Below are 17802 nucleotides of genomic sequence, written 5' to 3' on the forward strand. Positions count from 1 at the left end.
GTGCTCCCGGGTCGGGCCGCGAAGGCGTGGGTGCCTATGTGCCGCACGGTACCGTGATCGGCGTGGAACTGCCCAAGGGAACCGTGCGCCGCGTCAACGCCTGTGTGCTGCGGCTGCGCGACTCGCCGCGCTTCGGCCGCGTGGTGCGCCGCCGCCTGACCGTCGTCACCTACACCGGCCGCCGCTCGGGGAAGACGTTCAGCACCCCGGTCGCCTACCGCCGCTCCGGCGAGACCGTCACCATCGGCGTGCAGTTCCCCGGCGCCAAGGCGTGGTGGCGCAACTTCCTCGGCGCGGGCGGACCGATCTCGCTGCACCTCGACGGCGAGGACCGGCCCGGCCACGCGGTGTCCCACCGCGACGACAAGGGCCGGGTCACCGTCACCGTCACCCTGGAACATCGGCCGGCGCGCTGACCAGGTCGTCCGAGTAGCCGGCCGCCTGCAGCTCGAACAGCCGCGCGTACGCGCCGCCGGCGGCCATGAGCGCCGCGTGCGTGCCCTGCTCCACGATCCGGCCCTCGGCGAGCACCACGATGAGGTCGGCGGTGCGCACGGCGCTGAGCCGGTGCGAGATCAGCAGGTTCGTGCGCCCGGCCCGGTGCCGGTGCAGGTCGCGGTGCAGGTCGTGCTCGGCCTCGGCGTCCAGCCCGGCACTGGGCTCGTCGAGGATCGCCAGGTCCCGGTCGTCGCGCAGGTACGCCCGGGCGAGCGCGACCCGCTGCCACTGCCCGCCGGAGAGCAGCACCCCGGCCTCCGGGTCGTCGCCGTCGGCGGCGTCGAAGAAGGTGCGGCTGAGCATGGTGTCGTAGCCGCGCGGCAGCCCCGACAGCGTGCCGTCGATCCCGGCGAGGGTCGCGGCCGCCCGCAGCCGGTCCCGGTCCTCGAGCGCGCCGAGGTCGCCGAGCCCGACGTTCTCCGCGGCGGTGAGGTCGAAGGCGACGGAGTCCTGGAACACCGCGGCGAGCCGCCGGCGCAGGCTCGCCGGGTCGAACCCGCGGATGTCGGCGCCGTCCCACAGCACGGCGCCGCGCTGCGGGTCGTAGAACCGGCACAACAGCTTCACCAGCGTCGACTTGCCGGAGCCGTTGAGCCCCACGAGGGCGACGGCCCGCCCGCGCGGCAGGAACAGGTCGACGCCGCGCAGCACCCACGGGTGGGCGTCGTCGTAGCGGAACCACACGTCGCGCAGCTCGACGCCCTCGCGCAGGGCGGGCACGGGCGGGGCGGCGGGCGCCACGGGCAGGTCCGGCCCCGCGCGCAGCACCGCGCGGTAGTGGCCGAAGTGCAGCAGAGCCTCGTACGCCCCGCCGAGCTGGCCGACGAGCCCGATCAGTCCACCTTGGACCCCGGCGACGGCGGCGACGAACACGGCGATGTCGCCGACGGAGAGCCGGCCGCCGGCCGCGTCGGCGACCACCCAGACGAGCCCGGCGCCGGCCGCGATGCCGCCGAGCGCGCTGAGCCCGGCCTGCACGAGCACCTCGCGCCGGTCCAGGGCCTGCTCGCCGTCGTTGGCCGCGCCGACCTCGCGCAGCAGCCGCCCGCGCAGGAAGCCGCCGAGGCCGAACAGCCGCACCTCCTTGGCCGCGCGCAGGTCGGTGAGCAGGTCGGCGTAGAACAGCTGGCGGCGGGCCCGGGGGCTCATCCGCCAGGCCATCGCCGCCCGCGCCCGGCCCAGCAGCACCTCGGCCGCGACCGCGGGGGCGGCGGCGAGCAGTACCACGGCGGTCATGACCGGGCTGAGCACCGACAGGGTGGCGACGAACCCGCCGACGGTGACCACCATCCGGGCCGCGTCGATGCCGGGCTGCACGATCTGGCTGGCCGCGGCCTGCCCGGCCTGCTCGGCCATGCGCAGCCGGTCGTGGAAGCGGGGCTGCTCGAAGCGGCGCAGCCCGACGAAGCGGTTGACGGCCGCGAACAGCTCGGCGCGGGCCAGCAGGTCGATGCGGCGGCGCAGCTGCGCGTCGAGGTACCGCTGCAGGTGCGGCACGGTCGCGCTGAGCACCCCGACGACGGCGAGCCCGGCGGCGAGCGCGACCAGGGTGCCGAGCGCCGGCCCGGGCCGCCCGATCCGGTCGATGACGAGCTTGGTCAGCCAGGCCCCGGCGACCGGCCACGCCCCGGCGAGCAGGGCGAGGGCGGCCGAGCCGAGCAGCGCGCCCTTGCCGGCCCGCCACACGAGCGCGACGGCCGCCCCCGCCCGCGCTCCCAGCCCGCCCGCCTGCGGCCCGGGATCGGCCCAGGAGCCGTTGTTCATAGCGTCGCGGGCTCGGTCAGGGACTCGACGCTGATCGCGCTCGCGCGCACCACGCCGTCGGAGACGAGGTAGAACGTCGGGAACAGGTGGTTGTCGAACGCGGTGGCGACGGGGCCGTCGAGGGGCTCCCGCAGTACCGTCGCGAAGGCTTCCAGACCGTCGGTCAGGCGGTGCGCGTCGGCGTTGTCGGGGCCCGCGACGACCACGAGCGCCCGCTCGGGGGCGGCGCGCCCGGCCAGGAACGCGGCCAGGTCCGGCAGTTCGGTGACGCAGACCGAGCAGGTGGTGGACAGGAACGCGAGCACCTCGAGGTCCGGGCGGGACCCGGCGAAGCGCGGCAGGGGGGTGCCCGGGCGCAGCAGTCCCGCGTCCGGGGACTTGGCCTTGAGCTCGGCGAGGGCAGTGGTGTGCTCGCGCAGGCGGCGGATGACCGCGACGGTGAGCAGGAGGTCGACGAGGCACAGCAGTCCGACGAGCGCGACCGCGGCGATGACGAAGGGCATGAGGGGCTCCCGGAGGCTCGCGACCGCCGGTCGGCACCGTTCCCGGCGCCGGCCGGCGGCGTCAGGACGTCAGCAGCAGTCGTAGCAGACGTGGGTGCACGTGGTCTGCGTGCTGCACCGGCGCATCTTCTCCGAGCGGCCTCCCGTCCAGATGTAGCAGTAGATCTCGCAGCTGCCGCTCTGCCCGACGATCTGGCCGCGGCACGTGATCGCGTGCGCGGTCGTCTTCGGCAGCAGCGCGCCGAGCAGCCGGTCGCCGAGGGCGTTGAGCACTCTGGACATGCGGGAACCTCCTGTATTGGCGTCCTTGCGGGCGTGGCGGCGATGACCGCCGGATCGACGCTCGCAAAGCCGGCTACGGGAGTCCTACCGCGTTGCTACCGGGCGGCCAGCCGGCGCCGCAGCACGCCGAGGATCCGGTCGGCGGGCAGTAGGCCCCACTCGCGCGAGTCGTAGCTGACCGCGCCGTCGCCGATGACGACGTACCGCCCGGCGGGCACCGGCGCCCCGGCGTCCAGCCCGCAGGCCTTGGCGGCGCTGCCCGGCACCGGGTCGCCCGGCCCGGCCGCGACGCGCTTGATGTTCCACGGGCCGCGGGTGCCGGTGCGCCGGGGGAGGGCGTCCCAGTCCAGGTCGTCGGGGGGCGGCTGCAGCACCACGATGTCGCCGAGCCGCGGCGGGCGGGCCGGGCGGCGCCGCACCAGCAGCCGGTCGCCGTGCGCGAGGGTGGGCTCCATGCTCGGCCCGCTGACGGTGACGACGACGAACCGGCGGCGCAGGAACACGAAGGCGCCGGCGCCTCCGAGGAGGACGCCGGCGCCGATCAGTAGGGGCCTCATGGGCCCGAAGGGTATCGGGTCAGGAGACGGTGTAGGGGATCGTGAGGGTGGACTGGTTGCCGTTGGCGGCGGTCGCGTCCACGCGCACGGTGGTGTTGGCGTTGCCGATGGCGTTCCACAGCTCCAGCTTCACGCAGCCGCGGTTCATCGCCGACAGGGTGCCGGACGAGGAGGCGAGGCCGGCGGCCTGGGTGTACTGCTCGGTGCCCGCGACCGGGTCGGTGGCGAAGTAGCGGTACGTCTCGACCCGCCCGTAGGTGCCGCCGCCGGTGAAGTCGTACGAGACCCGGGCCTGGATGCCCTGCCCGACCGCGGTGCCGGCGTCGACGTGGAACGCGAACTGGGTCGCCGCGCCGTTGGTCGCGCCGGTGATCCCGCACGCCGTGTAGGTGACCGGGTTGTGCGGGGTGCCGTCGTAGTTGCCGTTGGCCGCGGTGATCGTCTGCGTGGCCGCCCCGGCGCCGGCCGCGGTGTTCAGGGCCGGACCCGAGCGCAGGAAGAACTTGTTGGACCCGGCGGGCGGCGGCGGCGAGCTCGAGGCCGAGCGCGACGGCGACGGGGACGCGGAGGTGGGCGGCGGCGACGACGGCGGGTTGCTGGTCCCGTTCCCGCCGCTCCACGTGTACGCCCCGTTGGTCGCGGTCTTGCCGGCCCCGACGGTGAGCGTGTGGCCGTCGGAGAACGTGACCGTGAGCGCCGTCGAGCCGAGGTTCGTCGCGGCGTACGTGCGCTGGCCGTTCTTCGTGAACACCGCGTACAGCGGCGTGTTCGCGGTCACCGACGCGTCCACGGTGCCCAGCGCGGCGAGGTTGCGGATCCAGTGGAAGGTGTGCGCCTTGCTCTCGCCTTCCTCCGGGGTGTACCCGGGGTTCGCCCGCAGGTTCGCGAGCGCCTGGTCGCCGTTGCCCAGCGCCTGGAACGACCACAGCACGTCCTGCCACACCGTGGGCGGGCCGCCGTTGTTGGTCGTCATCTCGTTGTAGTTGGTGGCGATGTACGAGGGCTTGTACCCCATGTAGAAGGAGCCGCCGGTCACCGGGAGCATGTTGATGCCCTGGATCATCTCCGGCTCGGCGCTGAACCAGGTCGCGTAGGCCCCGCCGTCGCCCCAGACCATGCCGACCGTGTTGTGCGCGAACGTGGACGGGAAGTTCTGGTTGGAGGAGTCGAACCAGTACTCCTGGATCGCCTGCGCCTGCGTGGAGTAGATGTAGAGCCCGGCGTCGCGGACCGCGGTGTTGCCGGTCGCGATGCCCCACTGGATGAGCGCGTTGGCGAAGTTCATGCCCTCCGACGAGGACTCCTGGTTGTTGCCGGCGCCGAACGACCCGTGCCCGGACGCCCAGTCGTGCCCGGCGTAGATGTCGAAGTCGCGCAGGAACGGGAACATGGTGTCGTTGCGGTCCGGGTTGTTGGCGTCCCGGATGAGCAGGTTGACCATCCCGCCGTACGCGCTCGTGGCCGCCCACGCCTTGTCGAACTTGGCGAGGGTCGCGGCCGCGGCGATGTAGTAGCCGTAGTGGAAGTGGTGGTCGTTGAGCTCCTGGTCGGAGCCGTACGAGGCCGGGTAGCCGATGAGCGTGCCCCACGCCTGGTTGTAGACGAACAGCCGCTGCGACTCGCCCGAGCCCGCGGTGAACCAGTCGGTCAGGCGGGTGCGGATGGCGTTCAGCAGCGCGTCGCGCTGGGCGGTGCGGCCGAGCTGGTCGGCGAGCTCGGCGGCCCGGGCGGCGCGGCCGAGGCCCTTGCCGGTCCAGTAGGTGTCGTTGCCGAACGCGGCCAGCGGGTCGCCGGTGGCCACCTGGTCGAGGTAGGCGCCGACGGTGCTCAGGTCGGCGCCGGCGGAGTCGGCGACCGCGGGGATCTCCGGCAGCACACCCTGGTAGCGGGTGGCCGTCGTGAACGCGCCGGTGCCCGCGAGCACCTTCATCGTCCCGCGCGGGGACACGTACGTCTGCGCGATCGGGGTGCTGCCCGACAGGCTCTTCCACTGGTGCGGGTAGAGCGCGAGCACCGTGCCGGAGCCGGTGCCCTCGCGGGCCGTGGTGGTGACGGTGTAGGTGGCGTTGACGGTGCTCGCCGACTGGTTGTAGCTCCACGCGACGCGGGTGCCGGTGACGTGGTTGTGGGCGTACGTGCCGTACGTGTTGGCCAGCGCCGTGCGGTCCGCGGCCGAGGTCGACGTGGTGGTCGGCAGCAGCGCGACGGAGAAGTAGTCCTTGCCGGCCAGCGTCGAGGTGATGGTCGAGCCGCTGACCGTCCACGTCGCCCCGGTGGGCGCGTAGGCCATGTAGTCGTGGCCGCGCACGGTGAACCCGATGCGGGCGCCGCTGTTGGACCACACGGTGGGGGCGCCGCCGAAGGTCAGCTGCGCGTTGCCGCCGGAGGTGCGGGCGTACACGAACGGGATCCCGTGGCCGATGGTCGTCTTCAGCGTGCGGGCGCCGTCGGACCACGAGGGGGTGACGGTCCAGTCGGTCCAGCCGTCCACCAGGGTGTTCGGCGCGTTCAGGCCGGCCACGCCGATGGTGAACTCGGTGGTGTACGGGAAGTGGTACTCCCCGACGCCGGTCGCGGTGCCGGAGATGGCGGCCTCGGTGGTGTACGAGACGCCGAGGCCGTTCGCGGCGGGCTTGAAGGCCATCGGGTGGGCCTCGAGCGGCAGGGAGTAGTTGCAGTCGGTCCGCTTGAACAGCAGCGACGACCACCAGTCGTTCGTGGGCACGGCTCCGGCGGGGGCGTTCGCGGTGACGTACTGCCGCGGGTTGGTCGCGATGCTGCCGCAGCCGGTCGGGCCCGTGGCACCGGCCGGGGTGGTGGTCGCGTAGCTGCCGGAGCCGAGCGTGGCGGCCTCGGCGCTGGGGAGGGCGAGGAAGGTCAGCGCGGTGGCGACCACGGCGACGGCGATCGCACCGGCCGCGATGGGCCGGCCTTTTCTCAGGCGCATGGGATGGACTCCGTGGGGTTCGAAGTGGCGGGCTTCCGGGGTCCTTGCGAATTCTGCGCACCAAATGCGACCAGTGTCAATGATGGGTTCTCGGAGAGCGCTCTCTATCTTGGCTGTGAGCTGCTCATATGTGTTGAGAGCGCTCTCGCTCGAAAACGGACCCATCCGGCGCGGTCCCGGCTGCGAATCATCGGTGAACGTACCGATTGAAGGGATTGCTCATGGTTCGCACCAAGTTCGCCGCCGTGGCCGCCGCCACCGCCCTCGCCCTGTCCCTCGCCGCGTGCGGGGGCGGCTCGTCGGACGACACGGCCGCACCGTCGGCGCCGATGTCGGCGCCGATGACGACCGCCGCCGCCCCTTCCAGTGCCGCGCCGATGGCGGGCGCGGGGACGCAGTTCGGTCCGGGCTGTGCGGCGGTGCCGGCGGACCCGGCCAACCCGGGCAGCTTCGACGCGATGGCCAAGGTCCCGGTCGCCTCGGCGGCCTCCGGCAACCCGCTGCTGTCCACACTGGTCGGTGCGGTGAAGCAGGCCAACCTGGTCGACACGCTGAACAACGCCGATGGCATCACCGTCTTCGCGCCGACGAACGACGCCTTCGGGAAGATCCCGAAGGCCGACCTGGACAAGGTGCTGGCCGACCCGAAGACGCTGGCCGCCGTGCTGACCTACCACGTGGTGCCCGGAAAGCTGAGCCCGTCGGCACTGGCCGGCACCCACAAGACCCAGCAGGGCTCCGACCTCGTGGTGACCGGCTCCGGCACCAGCTTCACCGTCAACGGCAACGCGATGGTCGTGTGCGGCAACGTGCAGACGGCCAACGCGACCGTCTACATCGTCGACACCGTCCTCATGCCCAAGAGCTGATGTCCACTGTGGAGAGCCGTCGCCGGGCGGGCCTGTCGGGCCTGCTGACGGCGGCGGCCGGGATCGCCGTCGCCGAACTGCTCGCGGCGCTCACCGACCCGGCGGCCGGCCCGGCCGTCGCGGTCGGCGGGGTGCTCGTCGACGCGGCCCCGACGCCGGTCAAGGAGTTCGCGGTGCGCACCTTCGGCACCGCGGACAAGCCGGTCCTGCTCGGCGGGATCGCGGTGGCGCTGGCCGTGGTCGCCGTGCTCGTCGGGCGGCTCGCGGCCCGGCGGCGCCGGTACGGCACGGCCGGGGCCGCGCTCCTCGCCGTCGTCGGCGCCGCGGCGGCCCTGAGCCGCCCGGCCGCCGGCCCCTGGCGGTGCTGCCGTCCCTGGTGGGCGGGGCCGTCACCGGGATCCTGCTGTGGACGATCCACCGGGAGCCGCCAAGGCCGGACGGGTTCGACCGGCGCGCCTTCCTGCGGGCCGCGGCCCTCGTCGCCGTCGCGGGCGGGGCGGCGGTGCTGACCCGCCGCGTGCGGGGCGGTGCGGCGGCCCGGGACCGGGAGGCGGTGCGGCTGCCCGCCCCCGCCGATCCCGCCCCGCCCCTGCCGGCCGGGCAGGACCCGGGGTTCGTGACCGCGAACGGGGACTTCTACCGCGTCGACACCGCGCTCACCGTGCCGCGGGTCGACCTCGGCGCCTGGCGGCTGCGCATCCACGGCCGGGTCGAGCGGCCGCGCACGCTCACCTTCGCCGAGCTGCTGCGGCGGCCGCTGGTCGAGCGGCACATCACGCTCAACTGCGTGTCGAACGAGGTCGGCGGCCCGTACATCGGCACCGCCCGCTGGCTCGGGGTGCCGCTCGCCCCGCTGCTGCGCGAGGCCGGGATCGACCCGGGCGCCGACCAGGTCGTGGCCCGCTCGGTCGACGGGATGCGCATCGGCACCCCGCTCGGCACCGTGCTCGACACCCCGGACGTGCTGCTGTGCGTCGGCATGAACGGGGAGCCGCTGCCGCTCGAGCACGGGTTCCCGGTGCGGATGCTGACGCCGGGGGTGTACGGCTACGCGGGCGCCTGCAAATGGCTCACCGAGCTGGAGCTGACCACGTTCGCCGCCGCCGACGCGTACTGGGTCGAGCGCGGCTGGGCCCCCCGCGGGCCGGTCAAGACCGCGTCGCGCATCGACCGCCCCGGCCCGTTCGGGCGCGTGCGGGCCGGCGCGGTGCCGGTGGCCGGGGTCGCCTGGGCCCAGGGGCGCGGGATCGCCGCGGTCGAGGTGCAGGTCGACGCCGAGCCGTGGCGGCGGGCCGAGCTGCTGCCGGTGCCCTCGGACGACACCTGGGCGCAGTGGCGGCTCACGTGGGCCGCGACGCCCGGCCCGCACACGCTGCGCGTCCGGGCCACCGACCGGACCGGTGCGGTCCAGCCGGAGCGGCGGGCCACCCCGTTCCCCGACGGCGCGACCGGCTGGCACACCGTGACGGTCACCGTCGACGGCTGATGCGCGCCCGCGTACGGTGTGATCATGTTCAGCGTATCCCTCGGGGGCGGGGCCGAGCTGCGCCCGCTGGAGCCGTGGCAGGCCGCGGAGTTCCTCGCACACATGGACCGGGCCCGGGAGACGGTCGACCCCTGGATCCCGTGGGCGTCGGTCAGCACCGACCTCGACTCGGCCCGCGCGACCCTGCAGCGCTACGCCGACCTGCAGGCCCGCGACGCCGGGCGGCTGTTCGGCATCTGGCTGGACGGCACGCTCGTCGGCGGGACCATGTTCGTGCACTTCAGCGCCGACGCCGGGGCCTGCGAGATCGGCGTCTGGCTCGAACCCGCCGGGCAGGGCCGCGGCCTGGTGACCGCGGCGGCGCGGGTGCTCATCGACTGGGCCATCAACACCCGGGGCCTGCACCGGGTCGAGTGGAAGTGCAGGCCCGACAACACCGCGAGCTCCGCCGTGGCGCGCCGGCTCGGGATGCGCCTCGACGGCGTCCTGCGGCAGTCGTACCCGTACCACGGCGTCCGGCACGACACGGAGGTCTGGTCAATCCTGGCCGGCGACCCCTTCGAGGTGCCGGCCCGCTGACGGCTCCGGGCCCTCGTGGCGGCCCTCGGCCTCGTGCCGCCCCTTGGTCTTGGCCGGCCACCAGAACCTCTCGCCGAGCAGCAGCGCCAGGGCCGGCACCACGATCGTGCGCACCACGAGCGTGTCGACCACGACGCCGATGCCGACGATGACGCCGATCTGGGTCAGCACGATCACCGGGAGCACGCCGAGCACCGCGAACACCGCGGCGAGCAGGATGCCGGCGGAAGTGATCACGCCGCCGGTCGTGGCCAGGGCCCGGACCATGCCCGCGCGGGTGCCCAGGTGCGGGGCCTCCTCCCGGGCCCGGGTGGCCAGGAAGATGTTGTAGTCGACGCCGAGCGCCACGAGGAACAGGAACGCCAGCAGCGGCACCGCGGTGCCCAGCGCCGGGATGTCCAGCACGTGGCGCAGCACGAGACTCGCGGCGCCGAGGCTGGCCGCGAAGCTCACGACGACCGTGACCAGCAACAGCAGCGGCGCGACCAGCGAGCGCAGCAGCAGCACGAGGACGAGCAGGACGACGGCGAGCACCAGCGGTACGACCACGTAGTCGTCGCGGAGGTTGGCGTCACGCTCGTCGAGGTCCGCCGCGGGGTCTCCGCCCACGAGCGCCCCCGCGTCCGGGATCCCGGCCAGGGCTTCGCGCAGGTCCCGCACCGTGCGGTCGGCCGCGGCCGTGCCGGAGCCGCTGGTCAGGTCCACGGTGAAGGTGACGAGCGCGCCGTCGTCGGAGCGCTCGGGATCGCCGACCTCGGCGACGCCCGCGACCCCGTTCGCGGCGGCCCTGGCGCGCTCGGCGGCGGGCGCGTCGACGACGACCGCGACCGGCTGGGCGGCGCCGGCCGGGAAGTGCCGCGCGAGGGCCTCGGCGCCGGTGACGGACTCGACCTCGGTGCGGAACTGCTCGGTCTGCGACAGCCCGATCTTCGTGCCGATGAGCCCGGTGGTCAGGGCCGCGAGGAGCACGACGGCGGCGGCGAGCACGATGCGCGGGCGGCGCTGGACCCCGCCGGCGACGCGTGACCAGAACCCGGCGTGGGCCGGGTCCTCCGAGCCGACCCGCGGCACGAACGGCCAGAACACGCCCCGGGGCAGGCACACCAGCGCGGCCGGGAGCACGACGAGGCCGAAGACGAGCGCGACGATCACGCCGAGCGCGGCGGCCGCGCCCAGGGTGCGGTTGGTGGTCAGCACCGCGAAGAGGAGCGTGAGCAGGGCGAGCACCACGGTGGTGGCGCTGCCGATGACGGCCGGGGCGGCCCCGCGCAGGGCGGCGGCCATGGCCTCGCGGCGGTTCCCGGTGTGGCGGAGCTCTTCGCGGTACCGTGCGATGAGCAGCAGCGCGTAGTCCGTCCCGGCCCCGAAGACCAGCACGGACACGATGCCGCTGACCTGGCCCTGCGTGGGCTGGCCGGCGACCTTGGCCACCCAGGGCAGCAGCTTCGCGACCACCTGGTCGGCGGTGCCGATGACCGCGAGCGGGACGAGCCACAGGATCGGGCTGCGGTACGTCACCAGCAGCAGCACCGCCACGACGATCGCGGTCGCGGCCAGCAGCGTGAAGTCGGCGCCGTCGAACGCGGCCGAGATGTCCCGGGCGAACGCGGGGCCGCCGGTGACGAGCACCCGCAGCCCCTCGGGCGGCTGGACGCCCGTCACCGCGGCGCGCAGCCGCTGCACCTCCTCGGCGACCTGCTCGGTCCCGCCGGCCCGCAGCGGCACCGCGACGAGCATCGCCTGGCGGTCGTCCGACGGTGCCGCGGGCGCGACCCGGCCGCCGAGCGCGATCGGCCCGGCGGCGGCCCGGGCCCGGTCGACCGCCTGCTGGTCGGCGTCGGTCAGCGGCCCGCCCTCGCGCTCGAAGATCACCAGGGCGGTCTGCGTGCGGCCGCTGGGGAAACGGTCCTGCAGCTCGGTGACCCGCGTCGACTGCTTGCCGGCGGGGAGCCCGTCGGTCGCCTGGGCGGCCGGCTGCTCCGGCGAGGTGACGAAGGCCAGCGCCGTCAGGCCGACCGCCACGAGCAGGACGATGATCGCCCCGATCCGGCCGGTGATCGCCGTCGCAATCCGCATCGCGTAGCCTTTCGGAAAGATCTTTCGATGATGGAAAGGTTTCCCCGAGTGATACCCCCCAAACTCGACCTACGCAAGAATCGACGCAACATCCGTTAGATCACCCTGGGTCACCCGCGGCGCTCAAGCCCCCACCGGCTCGGCGCCCGCGTCGCGCCAGGCGGTCCCGCGCCGCTCGTACTCGAACAGCTCCTGCACCGCGACGGCGACCCGCGGCCCGTACTCGCGCTCGACCAGGTGCAGTCCCAGGTCCAGCCCGGAGGTGACCCCGCCCGCGGTGACCAGGTCGCCGTCGTCGACCACGCGGGCGCGCACGGGCCGTGCGCCGGTCGCCGCGAGCGCGTCCATCCCGAGCGTGTGCGTGACCGCGGGCCGCCCCCGCAGCAGCCCGGCCAGCGCGAGCGCGAGCGAGCCGCCGCAGACGGCCGCGACCGTGACCCCGGGGGCGTCCAAAGCCGCGCGGACCTGCGGGATCAGGGCCGACTGGGCGACCCGGCCGAGGATCGCCGGGATCTGCGCGACCGCCCCGCCGGCCCCCGGCACGATCACGTACCCCGGCGCCGCGGGGTCCAGGGCCGCCGCCGCGCGCAGGCCCAGCCCGCGGGTGGCCCCGGTGACCTCGCCCGGGCCGTCGGCGGCCACCAGCCGCACCTCGTCCTGCGGCCGCCCGGCGAGGTCGGCCCCGGTGGCGAGGACCTCGAAGGGGGCGATGACGTCGAGCGGGTCGAAGCCCTCGAACAACACGATCTGCATCAGCATGTCCTCGATGCTCGCCGCGGGCCGGCCGGGCGCCCAGTGGCAAGATTGCCGTTGTCCGGCTGTTTCGTGCCAAGTGGGTCGTGTGCACACCGTCGTCGTCCTCGCCCTGCCCGACACGATCGCGTTCGACCTCGCGACGCCGATCGAGACGCTCGGGCGGGTGCCCGGCTACCGCGTCGAGGTCTGCGCCGCGACCGGGGTCGTCGACGCCGGCCCGATGCGCATCGCGGTGCGGCACGGGCTCGAGGCGCTCGCGACGGCCGACACGATCGTCGTGCCCGGCCGCGGCGCCGACGCCCCGGCCGATCCCGCGACGCTCGACGCGCTGCGGGCGGCCGCGGCGGCCGGCACCCGCATCACCTCCATCTGCGTCGGCGCGTTCACGCTCGCCGAGGCCGGGCTCCTCGACGGGCGGCGCGCCACCACGCACTGGGCCGCGGCGGCCGAGTTCCGCCGGCGGTACCCCCGCGTCGACCTGGACCCGGACGTGCTCTACGTCGACAGCGGGCAGTTCGTCACCTCGGCCGGGGCCACCGCCGGCGTCGACATGTGCCTGCACCTGGTCCGCCGCGACCACGGGGCCGCGGCGGCCGCGCACGCGTCACGGCTCGCGGTCGCGCCGCTGCACCGGGACGGGGGACAGGCGCAGTACATCGCCCGCCCCGCCGCCCCGCCCGACGACGCCGGGCTCGGGCCGGTGCTCGCCTGGCTGGAGCGGCATGCGCACCGGGATCTGAGCCTCGCGGAGATCGCCGCGCACGCGGGCCTGAGCGTGCGCACCCTGAACCGCCGCTTCCACGAGGAGACCGGCAGCAGCCCGATGCGGTGGCTGGCCGCCGCGCGGGTGCGGCGCGCGCAGGAGCTGCTGGAGACGACCGGGCACGGGGTCGAGCGGATCGCGCACCTGGCCGGATTCGTGTCGCCGACGAACTTCCGGGCCCAGTTCAAGCGCGCGACCGGGGTGACGCCGCAGGCTTACCGCACCACGTTCCGGTGAGACGGTCCACGGCGGCGGGTGCGAAGATTGGTGCGTGGTCGATCAAACACCCAAGCAGGCCTTTGTCCATGCGGCCGGAGCCGGCGGGGCCTGGGCGGCGGTGCTGACGTACGGGCGGCACCGCCGCGAGCTCCAGGGCACCGAGCCGGGCGCGCCCGCCGACCGCATGGCGCTGACCGCGGTCGTCGCGGGCCTGGAGTGCCTGACCCGGCCGACCGCGGTCGAGGTGCGGGTGCACAGCGACTACGTGCGCGGGGGCGGCGAGGGCGGCCTGTGGGAGCGGCTGCGGGCCGCGACCCGGACGCACGAGGTCACGTGGGCCTGGTCGGGCGACTACCCGGAGCTGGCGCACGCCCGGGAGATGGTCGGCTCCGCTCCTGCGGCGCCCGGCGATGCCGCTGACCCGGCGGACGCCGGTTTCGACGGCGCCGGGCCCGGCGCGGCGCTGGAGGAGTTCGCCGACGCGCTCGGGGAGCACGTCGCCAACGACCCCGACGCCCCCGACCCGGCCGAGCTCGTCGAGCTCGCGGACGCGATGATCGAGGACGAGCACCGGGCCATCGTCGCCGTCGGCCGGGCCGCGATCACGTTCGAGGAGATCGGCGCGGTCAAGGTGCCGCCGCAGATCGCCGCCCAGGCGCGGGTGGGCTGGCGGATCCTGCTCTCCGCGGCACACGTCGAGGGAAACTGGTACCTGCTGGACGTCGCCGGCTGATGCGCCCCGAACCCGGCCAGGTGCTGCACTTCTCGGAGGACCCGGCAATCGGGCGGTTCGCCCCGCACGTGGCCGCGACCGCGCAGCAGCCCGAGGCCTACGTCTGGGCCGTCGACGCCGCCCGCGCCCCCGACTACTGGTTCCCGCGCCAATGCCCCCGCGCGATGGCGTGGGCGATCGAGACGACCACCGGCACCGACCGGGACCGGATCGCCGGCGCCGGCTGCGGCCCGCGGGTACACGCCATCGAGTTCGCCTGGCTGGACGCGATGCGCACGACGCGGTTGTACGCGTACCGGTTCGCGGCCGCTTCCTTCCGCCCGTTCGGCGACCACGGCCACGCCCACGTGGCCGAGGAGCCGGTGGTCCCGCTCGGCCCCGCGGAGCCGGTCGGCAACCTGCTGGACCTGCACGCCGAGGCCGGGATACAGCTGCGCGTGCTCGACGACCTGTGGCCGTTCTGGGACGCGGTGATGGCGAGCACCATGGCCTTCAGCGGCATCCGCCTGCGCAACGCCCGGCCGCGCCGCCACACGCGCTGAGCACGCCGGGCGCGGCGCCGCCCGCGCTGAGCACGCCGGGCGCGGCGCCGCCCGCGCTGAGCACGCCGGGCGCGGCGCCGCCCGCGCTGAGCACGCCGGGCGCGGCGCCGCCCGCGCTGAGCACGCCGGGCGCGGCGCCGCCCGCGCTGAGCACGCCGGGCGCGGCGCCGCCCGTGCTGGGCGCGCCGCCGGACGCGTTGAGCGAGGCCGCACGCGCTGGCGTGTGTCTGGTCCGCGCGGGCGGGCCGCGCCCGTTCGTGCCGGGCGCGTCCCGCCGTCCGCGCCGGCTGCGTCGGGCGCGGATCGTCCTGCGCGCTGCGGCGGTGCCGCTCGTTCGAGTAGTGGGCGGTGTCCCGGCCGGGGCCTAGCGTCGGGATCGTGTACGACTACGTTATCGCGGACGTGTTCACCGATACCGCGCTCGAAGGCAACCCGCTCGCCGTCGTTCCCGACGCGGCCGGGCTCTCCGCCGAGTGCATGCAGCGCATCGCGCGCGAGATGAATCTCTCCGAGACCACGTTCGTGCTGCCGCCCGTCGGAGGCGGGGACGTGCGGGTGCGGATCTTCACGCCCGTCGGTGAGCTTCCGTTCGCCGGGCATCCGACGTTCGGCACCGCCGTGGTGCTCGCCGCGACCGAGCACCCCAGTGTGCGCGACGGCGGGCTGCGCATGGAGACCGGCATGGGTGTCGTGCCGTTCCGGTTCACCGGGCGGGAGCCCCGCGCCCGGCGCGCCATCACCGCGCGCATGCGGCAGCCGATTCCGGTGTGGGAGCCGTACGCGCGCGCCGGTGAGCTGCTCGCGGCGCTCGGGGTCGAGAAGTCCACGCTGCCCGTCGAGGTCTACCGCAACGGGCCCCGGCACGCGTTCGTGGGCCTGGACAGCGTCGCGGCGCTCTCGGCGCTGCGCGTCGACCTGCGGGCCCTCGCCGAGCACGAGGACCTCGCGGCGAACTGTTTCGCGCCCACCGACGACCCGCTCGTGTGGCGGGCGCGGATGTTCTCGCCCGCCTACGGGGTGACCGAGGACGCCGGTACCGGCTCGGCCGCCGGCCCCCTCGCGCTGCACCTCGGCCGGCACGGGCTGGTGCCGCTCGGCGGGGCGATCACCGTCCGGCAGGGCGTGGAGATGGGCCGCCCGTCCACGATCCGCGCGCAGGTCTCGATGCTCGGCGACCGGGTCGAGCGGGTCGAGATCGCGGGCAGTGCGGTGGTCGTGGCGGACGGCCGGCTCCACATCTGAGCGACCGGCGGGTGCCCGTGCCCGGACCGGCGCCGGGAGCGGGATCGGGGAAAGCGCCTTCCCCGCGCGAGGACATGGGCCCGGCCCGATGGCCGCCGCCGGCGTGAGACTGCAACAAACCTGCAAACGCTTCGCCTTGTGACCGAGGAAAACGCTTTCCTAAGATTGGGAGCCGTCGATCCGCCCCGCCTCCCGGAGGTTGCCTTGAGCCCACACAAGCGCTGGTGGATGGCTGCCGCCACCGCGGTCGCCGGTGTCCTGTTCGTCACCCAGGTCGCGTTCGCCGACACCGCGTTCAGCGCGACCTTCGAGGACGGCTCGACCAGCGGCTGGTCGAAGTCCGGCGGCACCTGGAGCGTCGTCACCGACGGTGGCAAGGTCCTGCAGCAGTCCAGCACCACCAGCGAGAACGCCCGCGAGTTCGCCGGGGACAGCGGCTGGGCGAACTACACCGTGCAGGCCGCCGTGAAGCCGCTCGCGCTGGGCTCGGGCGGGTTCGCCGCGCTGCTGGCCCGCTCCACCAGCGCCACCACGTTCTACCGGCTCGCGCTGCTGCCCGGCAACGCGGTGCAGTTGCAGGCCGTGAACAGCGGCTCGGTCACGGTGCTGGGCAGCGCCTCGCGGACCGTGTCCAGCGGCACCTGGTACACCCTCGGCATCACCGTGAACGGGGGCTCCATCAGCGCGTCCGTCGACGGCACCACGATCGCGACCGTGAGCAACACCGCGATCGCCAAGGGCCGCATCGGGCTGCAGACCGCCTACTCCAGCGCGAACTTCGACAACGTGACGGTCACGACGGGCGGCACGAGCCCGACGACGCCGCCGCCGACGACGACCGGATCCCCCACCGCGAGCCCGACCCCCACCCCGAGCCAGAGTTCGAGCGCGAGCACGCTGTACGTCGCCCCGACCGGCGCCGCGGGCAACCCCGGCACCCAGGCCAGCCCGACGACGCTCGCCTCGGCGATCACCCGGGTGACGGCCGGCGGGACGATCTACGTGCGCGGCGGCACCTACAGCCTCTCCTCGACCGTCGCGATCGCGCCCGGCAACAACGGCACCGCGAGCGCCCTGAAGAACATCACGGCGTACCCCGGCGAGACCCCGGTGCTGAACTTCTCCGCGATGCCCGAGGCCGACGCCAACCGGGGCCTGGCCGTGAACGGCAACTACTGGCACATCACCGGCATCGTCGTGGAGCGCGCGGGCGACAACGGCATCTTCGTGGGCGGCAGCAACAACGTCATCGAGCGCGTCGTGACCCGGTTCAACCACGACAGCGGCCTGCAGATCTCGCGCATCGCCTCCGACACGCCCAAGGCCAACTGGCCGGCCAACAATCTCATCCTCAGCAGCGAGTCCCACGACAACGCCGACTCCGACGGCGAGGACGCCGACGGCTTCGCGGCCAAGCTGACCATCGGCACCGGCAACGTCTTCCGCTACGACGTGTCGCACAACAACATCGACGACGGCTGGGACCTCTACACGAAGACCGAAACGGGCGCGATCGGCCCGGTCACCATCCAGGACTCGCTGTCGTACGACAACGGCACCCTGAGCAACGGCCAGGTCAACGCCAACGGCGACCGCAACGGCTACAAGCTCGGCGGCGACGACATCGGCGTGAACCACGTCGTGCAGCGCAGCATCGCCTACAAGAACGGTCACCACGGGTTCACCTACAACAGCAACCCCGGCTCGATGACGATCTCGAACAACCTGTCCATCGACAACGCCGAGCGCAACTACTCGTTCGACGCGGGCACCTCGACGTTCCGCGGCAACACGTCGTGCCGGTTCGCCGGCGGCGGCTCGAACGACAAGACGATCGGCAACGCCGACAGCTCCAACCAGTTCTGGACGGGCACCAACGGCTCCCGCTGCACCGCCTACAGCGGCGCGCTCGCCTGGTCCTTCGCCGCCGACGGTCACCTCGTGGTCACCCTCGGCGGGCGGACCGTCAGCCTGTAACCCGCCCGC

Annotated in this window: 15 protein-coding genes and 1 pseudogene; 9 read left to right on the plus strand and 7 right to left on the minus strand. The window is 74.3% G+C overall.

From position 1 onward, the window contains the following. Positions 1 to 62: 62 nt before the first annotated feature. Positions 63 to 416: a nitroreductase/quinone reductase family protein gene (locus tag ACQP1P_RS18085; protein ID WP_433087838.1), complete on the plus strand. Its 354-nt coding sequence runs from the start codon at positions 63 to 65 to the stop codon at positions 414 to 416. Here ACQP1P_RS18085 and ACQP1P_RS18090 read toward each other — a convergent pair. The 5 genes from ACQP1P_RS18090 to ACQP1P_RS18110 form a co-directional block, all read right to left on the minus strand. Continuing rightward, positions 388 to 2262 (minus strand): ABC transporter ATP-binding protein, encoded by a 1875-nt coding sequence (locus ACQP1P_RS18090; RefSeq protein WP_433087839.1) that lies wholly within the window; start codon positions 2260 to 2262, stop codon positions 388 to 390. The genes ACQP1P_RS18085 and ACQP1P_RS18090 overlap by 29 nt on opposite strands. Then, positions 2259 to 2765 carry a hypothetical protein gene (locus tag ACQP1P_RS18095; protein WP_433087840.1) on the minus strand — a complete coding sequence of 169 codons (507 nt, stop codon included), beginning with the start codon at positions 2763 to 2765 and terminating at the stop codon, positions 2259 to 2261. Before ACQP1P_RS18095 ends, ACQP1P_RS18090 begins: the two co-directional genes overlap by 4 nt. A 69-nt stretch (positions 2766 to 2834) precedes the next feature. Further along, positions 2835 to 3047 (minus strand): hypothetical protein, encoded by a 213-nt coding sequence (locus ACQP1P_RS18100; RefSeq protein WP_433087841.1) that lies wholly within the window; start codon positions 3045 to 3047, stop codon positions 2835 to 2837. A 95-nt stretch (positions 3048 to 3142) separates the two neighbouring features. After that, the gene (locus ACQP1P_RS18105) at positions 3143 to 3604 is read right to left on the minus strand and encodes a S26 family signal peptidase (RefSeq protein ID WP_433087842.1); all 462 of its coding nucleotides are present in this window, start codon (positions 3602 to 3604) and stop codon (positions 3143 to 3145) included. Between the two features lie 19 nt (positions 3605 to 3623). Continuing rightward, positions 3624 to 6551 (minus strand): glycosyl hydrolase, encoded by a 2928-nt coding sequence (locus ACQP1P_RS18110; protein WP_433087843.1) that lies wholly within the window; start codon positions 6549 to 6551, stop codon positions 3624 to 3626. A gap of 221 nt (positions 6552 to 6772) precedes the next feature. On the opposite strand from ACQP1P_RS18110, the gene ACQP1P_RS18115 reads away from it, so the two are divergent. The 3 genes and pseudogenes from ACQP1P_RS18115 to ACQP1P_RS18125 all read left to right on the plus strand — a co-directional run bounded on the left by ACQP1P_RS18115 (position 6773) and on the right by ACQP1P_RS18125 (position 9485). Beyond that, positions 6773 to 7420, plus strand: a complete 648-nt coding sequence (locus ACQP1P_RS18115; protein WP_433087844.1) for a fasciclin domain-containing protein — start codon at positions 6773 to 6775, stop codon at positions 7418 to 7420. Beyond that, positions 7420 to 8906: pseudogene (locus ACQP1P_RS18120) on the plus strand (molybdopterin-dependent oxidoreductase). The gene ACQP1P_RS18115 and the pseudogene ACQP1P_RS18120 overlap by 1 nt, the downstream one beginning before the upstream one ends. 24 nt (positions 8907 to 8930) lie before the next feature. Then, positions 8931 to 9485, plus strand: coding sequence for a GNAT family N-acetyltransferase (locus ACQP1P_RS18125; protein ID WP_433087845.1), 555 nt, complete (start codon positions 8931 to 8933; stop codon positions 9483 to 9485). On the opposite strand, the gene ACQP1P_RS18130 is transcribed toward ACQP1P_RS18125, so the two are convergent. Both ACQP1P_RS18130 and ACQP1P_RS18135 read right to left on the minus strand, forming a co-directional pair. Further along, positions 9444 to 11561, minus strand: a complete 2118-nt coding sequence (locus tag ACQP1P_RS18130) for an MMPL family transporter (protein ID WP_433087846.1) — start codon at positions 11559 to 11561, stop codon at positions 9444 to 9446. The genes ACQP1P_RS18125 and ACQP1P_RS18130 overlap by 42 nt on opposite strands. 123 nt (positions 11562 to 11684) lie before the next feature. Further along, positions 11685 to 12320: a DJ-1/PfpI family protein gene (locus tag ACQP1P_RS18135; RefSeq protein WP_433087847.1), complete on the minus strand. Its 636-nt coding sequence runs from the start codon at positions 12318 to 12320 to the stop codon at positions 11685 to 11687. Positions 12321 to 12402: 82 nt separating this feature from the next. Between ACQP1P_RS18135 and ACQP1P_RS18140 the strand changes: the two genes are divergently transcribed. The 5 genes from ACQP1P_RS18140 (at position 12403) to ACQP1P_RS18160 (ending at position 17793) form a co-directional block, all read left to right on the plus strand. Further along, the gene (locus tag ACQP1P_RS18140) at positions 12403 to 13317 is read left to right on the plus strand and encodes a GlxA family transcriptional regulator (RefSeq protein ID WP_433087848.1); all 915 of its coding nucleotides are present in this window, start codon (positions 12403 to 12405) and stop codon (positions 13315 to 13317) included. 34 nt (positions 13318 to 13351) lie between these two features. Beyond that, positions 13352 to 14032 carry a hypothetical protein gene (locus ACQP1P_RS18145; RefSeq protein WP_433087849.1) on the plus strand — a complete coding sequence of 227 codons (681 nt, stop codon included), beginning with the start codon at positions 13352 to 13354 and terminating at the stop codon, positions 14030 to 14032. Continuing rightward, positions 14032 to 14574: a DUF6886 family protein gene (locus tag ACQP1P_RS18150; RefSeq protein WP_433087850.1), complete on the plus strand. Its 543-nt coding sequence runs from the start codon at positions 14032 to 14034 to the stop codon at positions 14572 to 14574. Before ACQP1P_RS18145 ends, ACQP1P_RS18150 begins: the two co-directional genes overlap by 1 nt. A gap of 378 nt (positions 14575 to 14952) precedes the next feature. Then, positions 14953 to 15816, plus strand: coding sequence for a PhzF family phenazine biosynthesis protein (locus ACQP1P_RS18155; RefSeq protein WP_433087851.1), 864 nt, complete (start codon positions 14953 to 14955; stop codon positions 15814 to 15816). A gap of 228 nt (positions 15817 to 16044) precedes the next feature. Then, a complete protein-coding gene (locus ACQP1P_RS18160) occupies positions 16045 to 17793 on the plus strand; it encodes a family 16 glycoside hydrolase (protein WP_433087852.1) in 1749 nt (582 codons plus the stop codon). The last annotated feature ends 9 nt before the right edge of the window (positions 17794 to 17802 follow it).

The organism is Dactylosporangium sp. CA-052675 (assembly GCF_050947935.1).
GTDB lineage: Bacteria > Actinomycetota > Actinomycetes > Mycobacteriales > Micromonosporaceae > Dactylosporangium.

Excerpts from the sequence above, each read along its gene's own strand:
- ACQP1P_RS18090 (WP_433087839.1), bottom strand. The coding sequence starts at position 2,262 with ATGAACAACGGCTCCTGGGCCGATCCCGGGCCGCAGGCGGGCGGGCTG.
- ACQP1P_RS18095 (WP_433087840.1), bottom strand. The coding sequence starts at position 2,765 with ATGCCCTTCGTCATCGCCGCGGTCGCGCTCGTCGGACTGCTGTGCCTC.
- ACQP1P_RS18100 (WP_433087841.1), bottom strand. The coding sequence starts at position 3,047 with ATGTCCAGAGTGCTCAACGCCCTCGGCGACCGGCTGCTCGGCGCGCTG.
- ACQP1P_RS18105 (WP_433087842.1), bottom strand. The coding sequence starts at position 3,604 with ATGAGGCCCCTACTGATCGGCGCCGGCGTCCTCCTCGGAGGCGCCGGC.
- ACQP1P_RS18110 (WP_433087843.1), bottom strand. The coding sequence starts at position 6,551 with ATGCGCCTGAGAAAAGGCCGGCCCATCGCGGCCGGTGCGATCGCCGTC.
- ACQP1P_RS18115 (WP_433087844.1), top strand. The coding sequence starts at position 6,773 with ATGGTTCGCACCAAGTTCGCCGCCGTGGCCGCCGCCACCGCCCTCGCC.
- ACQP1P_RS18125 (WP_433087845.1), top strand. The coding sequence starts at position 8,931 with ATGTTCAGCGTATCCCTCGGGGGCGGGGCCGAGCTGCGCCCGCTGGAG.
- ACQP1P_RS18130 (WP_433087846.1), bottom strand. The coding sequence starts at position 11,561 with ATGCGGATTGCGACGGCGATCACCGGCCGGATCGGGGCGATCATCGTC.
- ACQP1P_RS18135 (WP_433087847.1), bottom strand. The coding sequence starts at position 12,320 with ATGCTGATGCAGATCGTGTTGTTCGAGGGCTTCGACCCGCTCGACGTC.
- ACQP1P_RS18150 (WP_433087850.1), top strand. The coding sequence starts at position 14,032 with ATGCGCCCCGAACCCGGCCAGGTGCTGCACTTCTCGGAGGACCCGGCA.
- ACQP1P_RS18160 (WP_433087852.1), top strand. The coding sequence starts at position 16,045 with ATGGCTGCCGCCACCGCGGTCGCCGGTGTCCTGTTCGTCACCCAGGTC.